Source organism: Acidimicrobiia bacterium (genome assembly GCA_016650365.1).
In the GTDB taxonomy this organism is placed as follows: domain Bacteria; phylum Actinomycetota; class Acidimicrobiia; order Spongiisociales; family JAENVV01; genus JAENVV01.
In genome coordinates this window covers 1-15,705 of the sequence record JAENVV010000140.1, presented here as the reverse complement: position 1 = coordinate 15,705, position 15,705 = coordinate 1, and the positions used below count along the sequence as shown (strand labels likewise).

Here is a 15,705-nt window from a genome sequence, read left to right as displayed (position 1 = left end):
TTCTAGAGATGGTCCATCACGACGAAGCCCGGATGGACCACGACCGGTCAGCAATCAAGGCAGCCGTCCTCTACGGCAGGCACTTTTTCGAGTTCTGGCAAAGCGACCTCAATCGAGCGGTGGTGGAACTCGCCGATATCCAGCCAGACATGGCGGTCCTCGACATCGGAGCCGGCATGGGTGCGGGCGCATTCGAGGCGGCCAAGCGGGACGGCGTGACCGTGGTGACGGTCGAACCGACCGCGTTCATGCGCGCGATTCTCAAGGCACGGGTGGCCGCCCGGCGTCTCGGATCACGGGTGGCGGTACTCAACGCGGGTGCCCAACACCTGCCGGTCCCAACCGACTCAATCGACCGGGCATGGATGATCAATGTCGCCCACCACATAGGTGATCTGGCCGCCGCCTCATCCGAACTGGCTCGAGTCATGAAACCAGGTGGCCGCGTATTCATTGTCGATGAGGACTTCACCAACGAGACCCATCCGAAGTACGAGCAGATGAAAAACCGACACCAGAACCATGGTGGACACGGAGGACACGGACATAGTGCCCCGGGCGAGACGGGTCCCGCCAAAGCGGGGCATCGACCCGGCCCAGAGCAGGATGACCACGAGGAGGGCCAGCACACCGACTCTGAGGAGCATCCGATGGCCATCGACTTCGACGGTCTGGCCGAACGTCTCAAGGTAACCGGCTTCTCAGAAATCCAGGTCCGGTACGCATCGCTGGCTGGGGTACCGACCCGACAGGCGATGGCCGTCAGATAGCCGTGCCTGCCCATGCCGACCTTTTTGAGGCGCTGAGGTCGCTCGATCTGCCTCCAGGAGACTTCGCCGTCTTCGGGAGCGGCCCGCTCATCATTCGGGGCATCATCGATGGAACGAATGACCTTGACGTGATCAGCCGCGGACCGGCCTGGGAGCGCGCCTGTGTCGTCGGCGAGGTTGAATTTGTTGAGGAGTACGGCGTTGACATCGTGCAGTGTTTCGACCACGCAATAACCATCGGCAGGTCGTGGGGCTATGGGGAATTCGACATCAACCAACTGATCGACACCGCCGAGACAATCGACGGGCTCCCGTTCGTTCAACTCGAACACGTCATCGCCTACAAACAGATCGCCGGTCGACCCAAGGACCTCGACCACCTCCGGCGACTCAAGGCGTTCGAGCAAGATCAGCACTAGTCGGCGAAGTCGGTCGAGCGTATGCTTTCGCGATGTACCGGCGATCCGCCTCCTTGCTTCTCGTACTCGCGGTTGTGGCTGGCTCATGCACCGGCGTCGTCGCCTTCGAGGACCGCGATCCCCGATCGGACTGTCCTCTCGAATACGCATCCGCTGAACAATGGACGGAACAGTGGACGTTCAGCGACAGCTGCCACGGAAGCAAGTATTCACGAAATGGGACGTACTGGCCGGACCAAGTCCCCGGTCTCTGACCCCGTACCCGACCTACGTGTCTAATGGTGAGCTGTTCATCGAGAGCGATCCAAAATTCATACGAAGCCGCGACGGCATCGCTACCGACGAGCGCGAATCGCCAGCCTTTCGAGGGAAATAATTCGCTATCGACCTGTTGGCCCATGGCGTTTCTGAGTCGTTGCCCGGACTCTTTTCCGCATCTACGGAGGCGGAGCGAACACCAGTTCTCGTTCTCCGAGGGGGGCTTCGAGATCTCGACGTATCGCCCATTTCTTCTCACCGGTCTCGCATTCGACCTCAGCCCCAGGGTCAAGCACGGCATGCTGCAGCCCCACTGTGACGGACGCGTCTGTCTCGCGGACGACCATACGGGTGATGCCACAGCGTTCGGCGAGCTCGAAACCCACTGTGACATAGGGTTCGCTCGGGTCCGAGAGCAGTACCCCTTCGGATAGCCAGCCGGTTCCTTCGTGGCCGCCGTAGGTGGGCGCTCTCTCCCATTCGAAGGCCGGGTCTCCTATGCAATTCGGAGGATCGGGTTGGGCGGTCGACTGAGTGATCTCGCACTGGTCGTATGGGTCTCCCATGATCTCACCCTCACCATTCGTAACGGGTACCGACACCGAGGTCGTCGGCGTCATAGTTGAGGCGGATTCGTCGTTCTCGCGGGAGTTCTGAACACCGAATCTCGAACAACCAACGAGAAGCACCGCTAGGCACAAGAGGGTGACACCGATACGCATCTTGATGGAACGATACCGTAAGTCAGAAGGGTTCCACAGCGCCCGACGCCGGGCAGGTTCACCGGAGTTTGCGATGGGCTCTGACGTCCGTCATCTATATAGTGACATCATGACCGACGCCAACGTGCACCACACCATCAACTACATCGAGATACCGTGCTCCGATGTCGAGGCGACGAAGGCCTTCTACGGCTCGGCATTCGGATGGACTTTCCAGGACTGGGCTCCGACCTACGTGGGCTTCGCGGGAGCCGGTATCGAGGGTGGCTTCGAGCAGGACGCCGAGGGCCGGCAACCGTCCACCGACGGAGCCCTCGTGATTCTCTATTCCAGCGACCTCAAGGCCAGTGAACGAGCCGTCTCCTCGGCAGGCGGCACCATTTCCCGACCGGCGTTCGACTTTCCCGGCGGGAGACGGTTCCACTTCCTTGACCCGAGCGGCAACGAACTGGGCGTGTGGTCCGAGGGCTAGGCCGAAACGCCGGAGATCAAGATGAGCACAGACCCGGTGATCGACCGGATCGCCAAGGCAATCGAGCTGGGCCAGGGAGCAAACCGGGAAACCGCCGCCACCCTCCTTGGAGAGTGAAGTCAGGCGTCGGAGGCATGTACCCGTCGCTCCATCTCAACCTCGCCGATGTTTACCGAAGGCTTAACCGACCCGACGACGCACGCAATCATGTCGACGCTGGCATGTCGTGTATCGAGTCACTGCGAAACGATAGCTACGGCAACCTGATCAGGTCGGGACTGGAGCGGATCGCGGCCCGGCTCGGACAAGCGGCTGCTACCTGAGCGTATCGCGGCGGTCAGTCATCTGACAGGATGGCTTCGATCCTGGCAATCGTCTCCTCGTTGACGTGGATGCTGGTCGCCTCGATCGTTTCGGCAATTTGATCGGGCCGGGTCGCTCCCGTGATGGCTGCAGAGACCGACTTGGTCCGAAGCACCCAGGCGAGGGCCAGTTGAGCCCGCGTGGCATGCAGGCCATCGGCGATCTCGGTCAACGACTTGACCCTGGCGCGGTTGGCATCAGTAAGGATTCGTTCCCTGAATCCGTCGTTATCCGACAGGCGAGCGCCCTCCGGGAGGCCGTCATCGTATTTGCCCGTCAGCATGCCCATCGCCAGCGGCGACCAAACCACCAGGCCCATTCCTGCCGAGTTGGTGACCGGCATCACCTCGTTTTCGACCCGATCCCGATGAAGCATCGAGTATTGAGGTTGATCGACGATCGGCGGATGGAGACCGTTTTCTTTTGCAAAGGCAACCGCTTCGGCAATCTGCTCGGCCGGCCACTCCGACGTACCCCAATAGGTCACCTTGCCTGAGTCAACCAGACCGGAGAACGACGTAACGATTTCCTCCATCGGTACAGAAGGATCATGGCGATGAGCAAAATACAGGTCCAGGTAGTCCGTTTTGAGGTTCCGCAGCGAACCATCGATCGATTCACGAATGTGTTTACGGCTCAACCCACGATCGTTGATATCGTCCGACATCGGCCAATAGACCTTCGAAGACATGACCAGGGTATGGCGCGGGTAGTCAGCGAGGACCATCCCCATGACCTGCTCGCCTTTGCCAATGGCGTACACGTCGGCATTGTCGAAGAAGTTGACGCCACCCTCATAGGCCACCCGCACGATCTGCTTGATGACCGTCAGGTCTTCGACGGAATCACCGTAGGTAGTCCACGCCCCGAGAGCGATTTCGGACACCTTGATGCCCCACTTGCCGATATTCCGGTACTTCATGCCGTCTCCTCGCTGGAACTTCAACACTAGATCACCCGTCGTGTCATGGCGCCGCCCGTGGTAGGTTCAATACATGGATCTATACGCGCGCGTCAATATTCTCGATGGCCGGTCAGTCAGGCTTCCCCGTGGCAAAATGGCCGATGCCATCACTCTTGACAATGACCCGGTTGGAAGGGCCCTCAGCTGGGTCAGTCAGGGAGCCGACTTCATTCATGTCGTCGACCTCGACGCGGCAGCCAACCGCGACTACCGCAACCGCGATCTCATCGACCGCCTCATCAGTGAAGTGAAAGTTCCCGTCCAGGTAGCGGGCGGTGTTAGATCTCAGGTCGAAGCCGCTCGCCTCATTGAGTCCGGGGCGTGGCGGGTAGTGATGGGCACCGCCGCCATCGAAGACCAGACCATGGTCTACGAACTCTGCCAGAAATATCCTGAGCACATCGCAGTTTCGCTCGATGTCCGCCCCAACGAAGAATTAGCCACCCGGGGCTGGACCCAGAACAGCGGGCGGTTCCTCGAGGAGGTCCTTCTGGAAATGGCCTCGGCGGGAGTCGCCGCCTTCCTGATCAGCGAAGCCGGGCGCGACGCCCTCGTCGAGCCACCAGACAACTCGATGATGCGCGACGCGTTGGCCATCGTCGAAGAACCGATCATCGCCGCTGGCGGCGTGCGGCATCTCGACGACTTACGCTCGTTGATGGCACTCCAAAAGGAAGGCCATCACATCAGCGGGGTCGTAGTGGGCCGAGAGGTCACCCATGGTCGCTTCACCCTTGAACAGGCCAAGGCGGTCATCGCCGAGGGTTATGTAACGGACGCCGTCGCCCAGACCGTCGACGTCGCACCCCACATCGCCGAGGCGGCTCAAGACTTTCGTCGGGTCGCCGACGAGTGTGAACTCGCGGCGTCAGAAGCCCGTACCGCTGCGGTGCGGCTCATGGAGATGGACGTCCCCAAGGGTTCGGCGCACGCCTTCGCCGCCCACGGCCACCTGCGCCGCGCCGATCAGATGCTGGACGAGCTTGCCAAGCTTCACGCTGAGCGAGCCCGCTCCTAGAACCGCAAGTCGACCAGCGCTACCGGGTGGCAACCGCCCGGATCCGCCAGCCGTCATACTTCACAATGGTCCCCTCATCGAGGGCGTCGGCTGCGGCCAGAACCTGTTCAGCCGACTCCATCGCCCGACGCTGATTGTCGTTGGTGACCTCCAACCCGGTGTCCCGCACGAGCGCATCAAAGAACACCGACCGGAAGGGAGCGTGGCCAACATGACCCAGGTCGGCCACCCGGGCGTATCTGCTGGCCCTCCCACTTGCAATCCCCATGAACCTTGGTCCGTCAGCTGTGGATTCGTGGACCGGCCGGGCTGGACGCACCAGCTCTCCCTCAACCCCGTCGAACATCTCCTCGGTTCCGACCCGAACCGCAACAAACACTTTCACCAGACCTCCATACCTTGATCTGAGAAACGTATCTCGGGCCTGTGACAGAAACGGTCGGCATCTCCGACCACCGGCTACTGGGGGGCGTGGAACGCCGAAATACCCGTGATCGCCTGGCCAAGGATGAGGGTGTGCATCTCGTTGGTGCCCTCATAGGTGTACACCGACTCGAGGTTGTTCATGTGGCGCACCACCGGGTATTCGAGCGTGATGCCGTTGGCACCCAGCACCGAGCGGGCCTCACGGGCGACCTCCAGGGCCATGCGGACATTGGCTTTTTTACCGAAGCTCACCTGGGCGGGATGTAGACCGGTCGAATCCTTCAAGCGTCCCATCCGCAAAGCAACCTGCGTCGCCTGGTTCACGCCGATCATCATGTCGACCAATTTGTCCTGGGTCAGCTGAAACGCCGCGATCGGGGTCCCGAACTGTTCTCGTTCCTTTGCATAATTCAGCGCCGCCTCATAGCACGCCCGGGCTGCGCCAACCGCGCCCCAGGCAATCCCGAATCGAGCCTCGGACAGACACGACAGGGGGCCCTTCATGCCGGCCACGCCAGGCAGCATGGCTGACTCGGGAAGTCGGACGTTGTCGAAAACCAACTCGCTCGTCACCGACGCCCGTAACGACATCTTCTTGTGGATGAGGTTGGCTGAAAAGCCAGGGGTGTCGGTCGGCACGACAAAACCGCGAATTCCGTCCTCGGTGCGAGCCCACACGACGGCGACTCCTGCGATGTTGCCGTTGGTGATCCACATCTTCGACCCGTTCAAAACCCAATCGGAGCCGGCGCGTTTGGCGTTCGTCTTCATCGACCCGGCATCGGAACCGCTGTCCGCTTCGGTCAGTCCGAAGCAGCCGATTACCTCGCCGGTCGCCATCCTGGGAAGCCACTCCTCCTTGTGCTCTTCTGACCCGTATTTCCAGATCGGGAACATGGCCAACGAACCCTGCACGGAGACCAAGCTGCGCAATCCCGAATCGCCTGCTTCGAGTTCGAGACAAGCCAGCCCGTAACTCACCGCGTTGGTTCCGGCGCAGCCATAGCCTTCGAGGTGCATGCCGAGGAGGCCGAGTTGACCGAGTTCCCTGGTGATTTCGATCGGGAACGTCCCCTGCTCGAACCAGTCGTCGATGTCGGGCAAAATCCGGTCCGACACGAACTGACGAACGGTGTCCTGAATCATCCGCTCTTCGTCGGAAAGTTGCGATCGAAGGTCGAGAAAGTCGAGCGGGTCAGGTTGCGTAGCCATCAGGCCTCCAGAGCGGCAGATCGTCTGTGTCAGTCTATTGCCTGACCGTCATGGCTGGATCGTCTCCGGCAATCACGAGCGGTCGAGTGGAACGATGAACTCGTCTTGCTGTGGTCTAATCAGCAACATGCGCGAGAAGATCCGAGCCCTCTCAGACCGGTTGGTTGCCCTCCAGCAACCGATTCGCATCCTCGATGCGGTCGGGTGGGGCGATGATGTCGCGGCGCGGTTCTTCGAAGGTGGGCAACGCTCCCAGCCCGACGTCAACGCCGACTATTACCAGAACCGCAAGCCCTTGCGGTTCGAGCCGGCCGACCAGCGGGAAGGCTTCGCAAACCTCCGCTCCGACGTGAACACCACCTTGGGAGACTCCCCGGTCGCCACGTTGCTCCTCGGCCGGATCAACGAATACCTCAGGGTGATCGATCTCCTCGAAGCACGCGGGACGCCGGATTTTGGAACGATCTCCGCCGAGTTATACGGTGCCCCGACCGACGAGCTACATCCGGGTGGACCCACGTTGGCCGAGCTCGGTGAGCTGATGACCGACTCGCTTTCCAACATCGACTCGGGAGCGTGGGAGTCTCCGGAAGGCACCATGCTGGATGCCGACGCCAGTGTCGAGATTCTCAAGGCTCGACTTGGGACAGTTTGTGGAACCGAGCAGGTGCGGGTCATGATCGATGACGGGATCGTGGCCGACGCGGCCGCCGGGGCCGATTACATCAAGCTGCGAGCCGACGCTCAGTTCTCCGAACGCGATCTACGCATCCTGGAGGTCCATGAGGGATGGGTGCATGTCGTAACCACCCTCAATGGCCGAAGCCAGCCATGGTGTACCTTCCTCGGGAAAGGGACACCTTCGACAACCGCCACCCAGGAGGGTCTGGCGGTGTTCACCGAGATCACCACACTGTCCTCAACCCCTGATCGGATCCGCAAGGTCACCCGCCGCGTCACGGCCATAGCCATGGCATACGACGGCGCAAGCTTTCTCGATGTGTATCGGTGGTTCCTCGATGATGGCATGTCGGAGGGCGACGCCTGGTCATCGTCGGTCCGCGTATTCCGGGGCAGCGGACCGTCTTATGGGCCGTTCACCAAGGACCTTGCGTACAGCCGGGGTTTCCTGGAGGTATACGACTTCATGCGACTTGCCGTCCGTCGCGGCCACGTTGACCGGCTACCACTGCTGTTCGGGGGGAAGCTAGCCGTCCGAGAAATGGGCGCCGTGGCCGAGTTGGTGCGCCAAGGGCTTGTGATCGGGCCTCAGATCGTCCCTCCGCACGTCAGCGATCTCAGCGCTCTGGCTTCGTGGATGGCCTATTCGAATCTCCTGAACCGGATCAATCTGGCTCAGATGGAACTCCACCTGCAATCCGCCCTCGAATAGGCCGAGTTCGTCCCCGTCGACCAGCGGCCGTAGACAGGCAGATCGGCCATACTGAACCCGTGCCTTCTGTTCGCTACGGGAGATTTACCTCGCCCGGCGGGTCGAGATGCGGCGCCGTCAAACCTGATCCTTCGGGCGCTCGCTAAGCACCCCTGCGTGCCAGAATCAGTTCATGCTCTACCCGATGATTCTCGAACCGATCCTGGCTCCCAAACCGTGGGGTGGCGATCGCCTCGCCGCCTACGGGAAAGCCGTCGCGGCCGGGGATCGCATCGGGGAGAGCTGGGAGGTCGCCGATCTCGATCTCGACAAGTTCGGCACCGTTCCGTTCGGCAAGTCGCAGGTTGTCAACGGGCCGTTGGCTGGCGAGACGCTCCGTGGACTCATGACCGAGAATGGCATTGAGCTCCTTGGCACAGCTGCCCGGTTCGGACAGTTCCCGCTGCTCATCAAACTGCTCGACGCCAGAGAGCCCCTGTCGGTGCAAGTTCATCCCACGTCCGATTACGTGGCTCATCATCCCGACACGCACATGAAGACGGAGTCCTGGTACGTGGTGGAAGCCGAACCGGAGGCGGTCATCTTCAAGGGTTTCCGGCCAGGGACCCAAGCATCCGATATCGCTCGAACCGCCGGAACCCCAGAGTTGGTCGGCTATCTTCAGACGATCCCGGTCTCGGCCGGGGACATCCACCATCTCCCCGCCGGCACGATCCACGCCCTGGGAGCCGGAGTTCTGGTCGCTGAAGTCCAGACCCCGAGCGACACGACCTTCCGCCTGTATGACTGGACGGAAGAACTGAACAGACCCGAGCGACCTCTTCAAATCGCCGAAGCGCTCGCCTGCCTCGACTATGCCGATCCGCCCCAGGCAGATCCCATCGAGCTTGGCCCCACAGTTCGATCCCTGATCCACACCGACCACTACTGGATTCACGAACATCGATCACCGGTCGGAACCCTGACCACCGATGCCAGTCCAGGACTCAGAGTCTTCATGGTGCTGACGGGAACCGTGGCGATTGGCGCGGTCAGCGCCGGGATCGGATCCACAGTTCTCGTGCCTGCCTCAACTCCCAGCGTGGTTCGTGCGGAGACAACTGCGATCGTGCTGGAGATTGGTCTCGCTCGCTAGCGGTACCTAAATCGATCGCTGAGCGGGATCGAACAGACGGGTCTCGTCACGGCCGGCCGCCACCGGAACGTAGCCGGGTACCAGGTGGTGGGGAGTGTCGAGATACACTTTCGCTTCGGGCACCTGGGCGAACCGGCCATGACTCCAACGAATCTCGACGTGGCCGTTTACCTCGTGCGGTCTCCCGTCGAGGCGATCTTTGAAGCGGGCGGTCCACTGAACGACCGGCTGCCCGCGCGATAGATCGGCCGATTGGTCGAACCCGACGAAATCATATCGCTCCCGGAGGTCCCATGGAGTCGAGACCCGATAGCGCATGTCCTGCCCATCGGCCGATTCGCCGAGCACAAAGTAGGGAGCCGACTGGAGGCGAAGCAATCTCCAGACCTGCTGCTCTCTGGCAGACTTTCGCCCAAGCTGGGCAGCCCACCGGGCGGACGATTCGACGGCGACCGCTTCGGCGAACTCCTGATACACGACGGCTAGATGACCGGGCAACTGCCGGGGCACGCTTCGCTTGAGAATTTCGCGGTGGTCCTGATCAAGGTCGGTTACGAGCGTCGGAAGGTCGGCGCCCGCCTCGAGACGAACCGCTTCATAAAACGCCTGATACAGCTCGCCCGCCACCTCGGCAAACCAGTCCCCGGTTATCTCGGTCCGGTCTGCCAGCAGTCGATCAAACAGATTCGAGGGCGACGAGTTGGTGAGGATATTCGACCCGTACTTACACGAGACGAGATACACGTGATCAACTCGCAGATCGGCGGGAATCTGCTCGTAGCCGGGAGGGCGATGGCCGCCCTTCCATTCGACCACCCAAGGCGGTCGGCCGCGCAGGCCTTCCGGGGAGGCGGCGAACTGGCTTCCGTTCCGCCAGGCTCGTTCGAACAGGCTGGCGTACGTACCCGTCCGGTAGGCGCCTTCGAGACGTTCGTATTCGTCGACTCCCACATTGCGCAGGCCCGGCGGGCGGACGCCCATGCCGTGGCGAAGGTCAGAGAACCCGAACATGGCGAGTCCGGTGACGATTTCGGTGATTTCAGTTTTGAGCGCGGGCATCGCTTCGGAACAGTTTGGTGAACTGGAGTTGGGCACCGATCAGGTCGGTCGGCAGGTCTCTTTCAGTGAAGATGTGCCGGTACGTGTAGACGTCGATCTCGACTCCTCGCAGATCCATCCAGGCCCGCACGGCGTCGCCCCATCGTTCCTCAAGGAGGGCCTGGCGAACCTGCTCGGCTCCAACCTCGCCCAATTCAACCGCACTCGTCTGGGCGACCAATTCGATCGCCAGGACCCGGTGCAGCGTTTCGATATCTTCGGCGAGGTACACGTCGGGCGGGTCGTTCGCAACCACCGCGTAAGCCACCCCGGACATCAGTCGTCTTCGGCAGGGGGCAGAAGGTCAAAGCCCTTTTCGATGTCGTCGTCCGACCAGAACCCGGGTAAGGGCACGTCGGTTCCCTGCGCGTAGGCCCGCAACCGGGCGACGCCGGTCGGGTCAAACATTTCGATGGCATCGAACACACTCCACGGACCGACTGCATGAAGCGCTTTGTCGCCGGGGCTGTTGGCCTTGGGCAGGTTTGACGTGACGATGAGCAGCTTGGCGGATGGTTCTTTGGCTTTGAGCACATGGGCCCGACCGAGCGTCTTCCACAGGGTGTCGGTTCGGATCAGTCCCGGCCGAACGGTGGTGAAAGCGCCCGACACATCCACATAGAAGAGTTGTTCGCCCGGTTCGTCCTCAACGAGAAAGTTGAACTGCACGCCTGCCTTGGGGAGCTTTACGTCTTCCTTGATGATCTTGAAGCCGGCTTGCTCGAGCACCGCCTGGGCAAGATCCTGGGCCTTCTTACCCTCCCGGGTGGCCCGCTCCTGGAAGTGCTCGGCTCGTTCTTCGTGGGTTTCGAACAACTCGATCGGGAGCGGTTCGTTGTCGATCGGCATAAATGCCCGACCGGCAGGTCTGCGATGTTTGGTCGCTTCGTAGCGTTCGGAAGCAATCTTGACGTAGTCCTCGTCGAGGTCGAAGCCGACCGAACGACGTCCGCTACGCATCGCCGCCACCATCGTCGTTCCCGACCCCATGAACGGGTCGAGCACCAGGTCGTTCTCATACGTGTACAACTCGATGAGTCGGCGGGGCAGTTCAACCGGGAATGGAGCAGGATGGTGGACTCGCCGTGCGCTTTCCGGATCGATCCGCCAAACGTCGAGCGTGGCTTCCATGAACTCGTCGGTCGACAGTGTATTCTCGTGTGGGTACCCCTCGGTTTCGCGTTGTTTGGCGCTCCGAGCTCGATCAAAACGCCCTTTCGATGCCACGATGACCCGCTCGGTGATGTCGCGCAACACCGGGTTGGCGGCCTTGCGGAACGAACCCCACGCCACCGATCCGGTTGCCCCGTCGGCTTTGTGCCAGATGATCTCGCCGCGCAACAGGAGACCGAGGTCGTCCTGAAGGATCTTGATGACATCGGCCGACAGGCTCCGATACGGCTTGCGGCCAAGGTTGGCGACGTTGACGGCGATTCGACCGCCCGGTTCCAGAACTCGTTTACATTCGGCGAACACGTCCTTGAGCATTTCGAGGTATTCGAAGTACGAGGTGGGAATCTGGGGCGTCGGGCCATGTCCGCCGTCAGCGCCGAGCACGGCCTGTTCGTATTCTTTGCCGACGAAATATGGCGGGGAAGTAACGACCAATGCCACCGACTTGTCCGGAAGGATGTCCATGTGTCGCGAGTCGCCATGCACACAGGGCGGATCCGGAAGGATGAGCGTGGCCGGAGCGGGTCCTAGCTCGTCGTCATCGGACACATCCGGCGGCGTGAAGCGGGCATAGAATGCCGAAGCATCGTGGTTCTCTCGTTTGCCCACTCCGAACGCCGACGTTTCCGTCGCGCGCCGAACCTCGATGTCGCTCTCATCAACCATGCCGTCAGGTTACCGCCCCCCACCGACACTTTTCGCGACCTCCCGACCGGGCTACCCGGATCGGTGCGCGTTCGCGACTTCGCCGATGATCCCGGCCAGTTCTACCGGTTTGGACCACATCGGCCAGTGGCTGGTTGGCAGGTCGATCCAGGTGACGTTGCGCAACTCTGGAATGCCGGCCAGAAAGGCCCACTCGGGGTGCTCACGAGCGTAGGTCTGGTACTGCTCAGACGTAAAGCCAGTGCAGATCATCGTGCTGGGGATGTCGCGGCGCGCATCATTGGTCAGCTCAGCACCCTGGCGGATCATCGCGCCCGGCTCAGGCACGGCACGCTCGCGGAACCGCTCCTTCTGCTCGTCGGTCAGCCCGTCGAGGTTCTCCTCATCCTCGATCTCTGCCCAGACCATCGGCATCTCGATACCCTCGAACCCGCGGTCGAGCGCTCCGACGCCGGGGGCGGTGTCGACGTAGACCATGGCCGCGATCTGCTCAGGGACTATGTCGCTGGCTGCATAGCCGGAGAAGCCGGTCGCACTATGGACCGCAAGGACCACCGGGGTGCCGGCCGCCCGAACTGCATCGCAGATTGCTTTGACATGGTCCTCAAAGGTGACGAGGGAACGGTCGGCATCCGCCGACTCGAGGCCGGGAAGTGTGAGGGCGGTGACGTCATGGCCGTCGGAGCGCAAGGCCTCCGCGACTTCGTCCCACGCCCATGCGCCAAGCCAGAAGCCGGGAACCAGGACGATCGGTGCAGAAGCCATTACCCAAATTCTTGTTAGTCCACCCGAACGCTGACATGTCCGTCGAGGGTCGACTAGATGTCACTCTCATCAAACCGTCTCGTCAGGTACCGCTCCCACTGGCACATTTCGCGACCAGTAGGAACCCGTCACTCCCTGGCGCCTAGAATTCGAAAAATTTGCCGGCAACGGTGCTCGAACGTACACGCGAAGGGAGACCATGAAGGCTGTTTTCATGGAACGGCACGGCGACCCGTCGGTTCTCAAATATGGCGACATGCCCGACCCGAACCCGGGGCCCGGTGAAATTCTCGTCGACATACACGCCGCCAGTGTCAACGGAGCCGACTGGAAGGTGCGCTCCGGAGTCACCGCGACGATCTCGAATTTCCCGTACATACTGGGGCGGGATTTCTCGGGAATTGTGTGCCAACTGGGCGCCGGAGTGAGCGACTTTCAGGTTGGCGATGCCGTATTCGCCGTGTGCGATGTTGGCCAGGAAGGCGCCTATGCCGAGAAGATCTCGATCAAAGCCGACATCATCGCGAGAAAGCCACCCGCCATATCCCATGTTGAGGCGGCCGCCCTGGCGCTGGCCGGCCTGACGGCACTGGTTTCCATCGAAGACACGTTGGAACTTCAATCTGGTGAAACGATCTTGATCCAAGGAGGAGCGGGCGGGGTGGCCAGTTTCGCCATTCAGCTTGCCAAATACATCGGGGCAAGGGTCATTACGACGACAAGCTCAGGCAACCGCGATTACGTTCAGAGCCTGGGCGCCGACGTAGTCATCGACTACAACCTGCAGGATTTTTCCAAGATCGTGTCCGATTGCGACGCCGTACTCGACACGGTGGGGGGTGACGTGGCGCGTCGGTGTTTCGCGGTCCTCAAACCGGGTGGCCGGGCCGCCTTTCACGCGTCAACGACGGCGCCCCAGCCCGATCGAGATGACGTGCGCTCCCTCAGACCGAAAGTTGCCCGTGATCGCCCTCACCTTGACCGGATCGTGGCCCTGGTAGGGGCCGGCGCGGTGCGAGCACCCGAGATCACGATCTACCCACTGTCGGAAGCCGTGGCTGCCCACCGGGTGAGCGAATCACGCCACCTGCGCGGCAAACTCGTCTTCGAAGTGCGCTGAGACCGCAAGATTCCCGGTCACGGAAAAACCGATCGGATGGCGAGGATGAGGCCGATGATGATCATGGGCACGCCGACGACGGCGCCGACTACGGTGAGGCTGATGATCACTCCCACGATCATGAGGATGAAGCCAATGACCAGCATGACCAAATGCCCGGCCAGTTTGAATGGCAGCGCCAACAGTTTGCTCATCCGAACGTTCCGATCTTGATGTCGCCCGACACCGATTTGCAGGTGATGTCGACATGTTTGCGTTCCCCTTCGAATGGGCTACTGCCACCTTCCGGAACTTTGCAGCTACCCGAGCGACTGAGCAGGTCCACGTCGAGGATTCGCCCGCGCGGCACCGTTACAGAGACGTTGCCGGACATCGTCTTGGAACTGAACCGAGACCCCTCGAACCGGACGACCTTCACATCACCGGAGACCGACTTCGTGATCAAGTCGTGCGAGGCGATCTGGATGTCGATGTCACCCGATACGGTCGTCACGGTGGAGTCGCCTTCGGCTCGTTCGACGGTCACGTCGCCAGACGCGCTGGCGACCGAGAGCCGTCCCGTGACCTTGCCGATATTGGCGTCGCCGCTGGCGGTCTTGAGAGAAACATCGCCGTCGACCTGACTTGCCCGGATGTCGCCTGAGGCGAGACGGACGTCGAGTTCACCGATCCGTTCAACGTCGACGTCTACGGAAGCGCCTGCCATGTCCAAACGAGTAGACGATGGAACGATGAGATCAACCTGGTGACTCCCGCTCGCAATGCCGCGCCCCTCGAACCGGACGGTGATCGTGCTTCCGACCTGGGCGATTTCGAATTCAGACGATCGACGTCCGCTAATCATGACTTCGATAAGATCAACGTCGCCGGTCTGCACCGATAGACGGCCGGATGGAAAGCTGACCGCTATCTGCGAACGACCGATGATCTCGAATACTTCGCGACGGTCACTCATGTTTCGATCCTGGTGCGCATCCGACCCGAACCGCTCGACGTCTTCCGAAAGGCCTTCGAAGACAAGTTCTTCACAACCCAGGCGTTGACCGAATCGCCCGACTCGCCTGCCTGGCTTTCGATGATCTCTTTGAGGGTGTCTGGAAGCCGCAGCGTTAGGCGGGCTTCGTAGTCGCCGGCACTGAAGCTGACGCCTTCGGGCTGACGAATCTGAATGGTGGGGTCACCGTCCTGAATGACCACGGACACTTCGTAGTCGGGAAGTTGGGAGGACACCTCGGTGGCAGCTTGCTGACCGAGTTCCATGGCGACCTGGCGAATGGCCGGTTCCAATGCCGAAATCACCGCACTAGCCAGGGCGGCGATTTCGGGGTCATTACCTGCGAGAACTAGCTGGTTGGTAAGAGATGCTTCGACGGAAGCGACCGCAGCTTCGATATCCATGTCAGTGATTCTTCCTGGTGGCTCGGGCCCGCCGGACGGCGAACCGACTGGGGGCAGTGAGATGACGATTGATGTCGGCCATGCGTGCTTCGTGAAGTCCGCTTGCCAGTTTGAGATTCGTATTGATCATGATAACACCCTCCTGACAGGTATTTCTGTCTGTTGTGATGTCATAATGATGTCATAATGATGTCAACTTGTCAAGGATCAATTACAAATTCTTGAAAACCCCACCGTTAGAGGCCAGATGGCCTAGGTGGCAGGCTCGATTCGCCAGTGATCGAGGTTGGCAGCGATGACTTCGCGGACTTGGACCACCACATCTTCGGCCTG

19 protein-coding genes are annotated in these 15,705 nt (G+C 61.1%); 8 read left to right on the top strand and 11 right to left on the bottom strand.

All coding sequences use genetic code 11. The features are described 5' to 3' along the window. The first annotated feature begins 32 nt into the window (after positions 1 to 32). Together JJE47_08270 and JJE47_08265 are read left to right on the top strand one after the other, a co-directional pair. Entirely contained in the window at positions 33 to 770 is a 738-nt protein-coding gene (locus JJE47_08270) for a class I SAM-dependent methyltransferase (GenBank protein ID MBK5267418.1), read from the top strand. Positions 771 to 772: 2 nt separating this feature from the next. Continuing rightward, positions 773 to 1,189 (top strand): hypothetical protein, encoded by a 417-nt coding sequence (locus JJE47_08265; protein MBK5267417.1) that lies wholly within the window; start codon positions 773 to 775, stop codon positions 1,187 to 1,189. Positions 1,190 to 1,626: 437 nt separating this feature from the next. Here the strand turns inward: JJE47_08265 and JJE47_08260 are convergent, their stop codons facing one another. After that, complete coding sequence (locus JJE47_08260) at positions 1,627 to 2,169, bottom strand: hypothetical protein (GenBank protein ID MBK5267416.1); 543 nt, start codon at positions 2,167 to 2,169, stop codon at positions 1,627 to 1,629. A 109-nt stretch (positions 2,170 to 2,278) separates the two neighbouring features. Between JJE47_08260 and JJE47_08255 the strand changes: the two genes are divergently transcribed. Both JJE47_08255 and JJE47_08250 read left to right on the top strand, forming a co-directional pair. Further along, positions 2,279 to 2,641: a VOC family protein gene (locus JJE47_08255; GenBank protein MBK5267415.1), complete on the top strand. Its 363-nt coding sequence runs from the start codon at positions 2,279 to 2,281 to the stop codon at positions 2,639 to 2,641. A 113-nt stretch (positions 2,642 to 2,754) separates the two neighbouring features. After that, complete coding sequence (locus JJE47_08250; GenBank protein MBK5267414.1) at positions 2,755 to 2,964, top strand: hypothetical protein; 210 nt, start codon at positions 2,755 to 2,757, stop codon at positions 2,962 to 2,964. A 14-nt stretch (positions 2,965 to 2,978) separates the two neighbouring features. Here JJE47_08250 and JJE47_08245 read toward each other — a convergent pair whose 3' ends face one another. Further along, a complete protein-coding gene (locus tag JJE47_08245) occupies positions 2,979 to 3,926 on the bottom strand; it encodes an aldo/keto reductase family protein (GenBank protein ID MBK5267413.1) in 948 nt (315 codons plus the stop codon). A gap of 73 nt (positions 3,927 to 3,999) precedes the next feature. On the opposite strand from JJE47_08245, the gene JJE47_08240 reads away from it, so the two are divergent. Next, on the top strand, positions 4,000 to 4,986 hold the full coding sequence (locus JJE47_08240; protein ID MBK5267412.1) for a hypothetical protein: 987 nt from the start codon (positions 4,000 to 4,002) through the stop codon (positions 4,984 to 4,986). 19 nt (positions 4,987 to 5,005) lie between these two features. Here the strand turns inward: JJE47_08240 and JJE47_08235 are convergent, their stop codons facing one another. Together JJE47_08235 and JJE47_08230 are read right to left on the bottom strand one after the other, a co-directional pair. Beyond that, complete coding sequence (locus JJE47_08235; GenBank protein MBK5267411.1) at positions 5,006 to 5,371, bottom strand: hypothetical protein; 366 nt, start codon at positions 5,369 to 5,371, stop codon at positions 5,006 to 5,008. A 74-nt stretch (positions 5,372 to 5,445) separates the two neighbouring features. Beyond that, positions 5,446 to 6,624: an acyl-CoA dehydrogenase family protein gene (locus tag JJE47_08230; GenBank protein MBK5267410.1), complete on the bottom strand. Its 1,179-nt coding sequence runs from the start codon at positions 6,622 to 6,624 to the stop codon at positions 5,446 to 5,448. A gap of 94 nt (positions 6,625 to 6,718) precedes the next feature. Here JJE47_08230 and JJE47_08225 point away from each other — a divergent pair, with 94 nt between their 5' ends. Together JJE47_08225 and JJE47_08220 are read left to right on the top strand one after the other, a co-directional pair. Beyond that, a complete protein-coding gene (locus JJE47_08225) occupies positions 6,719 to 8,017 on the top strand; it encodes a DUF1704 domain-containing protein (protein ID MBK5267409.1) in 1,299 nt (432 codons plus the stop codon). 172 nt (positions 8,018 to 8,189) lie between these two features. After that, positions 8,190 to 9,152, top strand: a complete 963-nt coding sequence (locus JJE47_08220; protein ID MBK5267408.1) for a class I mannose-6-phosphate isomerase — start codon at positions 8,190 to 8,192, stop codon at positions 9,150 to 9,152. Between the two features lie 6 nt (positions 9,153 to 9,158). On the opposite strand, the gene JJE47_08215 is transcribed toward JJE47_08220, so the two are convergent. From JJE47_08215 to JJE47_08200, 4 genes are read right to left on the bottom strand one after another with little or no spacing between them, the layout of a single operon-like run. Continuing rightward, positions 9,159 to 10,211: a hypothetical protein gene (locus JJE47_08215; GenBank protein MBK5267407.1), complete on the bottom strand. Its 1,053-nt coding sequence runs from the start codon at positions 10,209 to 10,211 to the stop codon at positions 9,159 to 9,161. After that, positions 10,192 to 10,527, bottom strand: coding sequence for a hypothetical protein (locus tag JJE47_08210; protein ID MBK5267406.1), 336 nt, complete (start codon positions 10,525 to 10,527; stop codon positions 10,192 to 10,194). Before JJE47_08210 ends, JJE47_08215 begins: the two co-directional genes overlap by 20 nt. After that, positions 10,527 to 12,089, bottom strand: coding sequence for a site-specific DNA-methyltransferase (locus JJE47_08205; protein MBK5267405.1), 1,563 nt, complete (start codon positions 12,087 to 12,089; stop codon positions 10,527 to 10,529). Before JJE47_08205 ends, JJE47_08210 begins: the two co-directional genes overlap by 1 nt. A 51-nt stretch (positions 12,090 to 12,140) precedes the next feature. Then, positions 12,141 to 12,854 carry an alpha/beta fold hydrolase gene (locus JJE47_08200; protein ID MBK5267404.1) on the bottom strand — a complete coding sequence of 238 codons (714 nt, stop codon included), beginning with the start codon at positions 12,852 to 12,854 and terminating at the stop codon, positions 12,141 to 12,143. A gap of 199 nt (positions 12,855 to 13,053) precedes the next feature. On the opposite strand from JJE47_08200, the gene JJE47_08195 reads away from it, so the two are divergent. Beyond that, positions 13,054 to 13,974: an NADP-dependent oxidoreductase gene (locus JJE47_08195; GenBank protein MBK5267403.1), complete on the top strand. Its 921-nt coding sequence runs from the start codon at positions 13,054 to 13,056 to the stop codon at positions 13,972 to 13,974. 17 nt (positions 13,975 to 13,991) lie between these two features. Here JJE47_08195 and JJE47_08190 read toward each other — a convergent pair whose 3' ends face one another. Genes JJE47_08190 through JJE47_08180 form a run of 3 tightly spaced genes read right to left on the bottom strand, consistent with a single transcriptional unit; the run spans position 13,992 to position 15,372 of the window. Further along, positions 13,992 to 14,168, bottom strand: a complete 177-nt coding sequence (locus tag JJE47_08190) for a hypothetical protein (protein MBK5267402.1) — start codon at positions 14,166 to 14,168, stop codon at positions 13,992 to 13,994. Continuing rightward, a complete protein-coding gene (locus JJE47_08185; GenBank protein ID MBK5267401.1) occupies positions 14,165 to 14,929 on the bottom strand; it encodes a DUF4097 family beta strand repeat protein in 765 nt (254 codons plus the stop codon). Before JJE47_08185 ends, JJE47_08190 begins: the two co-directional genes overlap by 4 nt. After that, positions 14,926 to 15,372: a hypothetical protein gene (locus JJE47_08180; GenBank protein ID MBK5267400.1), complete on the bottom strand. Its 447-nt coding sequence runs from the start codon at positions 15,370 to 15,372 to the stop codon at positions 14,926 to 14,928. The genes JJE47_08185 and JJE47_08180 overlap by 4 nt, the downstream gene beginning before the upstream one ends. Positions 15,373 to 15,705 lie beyond the last annotated feature (333 nt).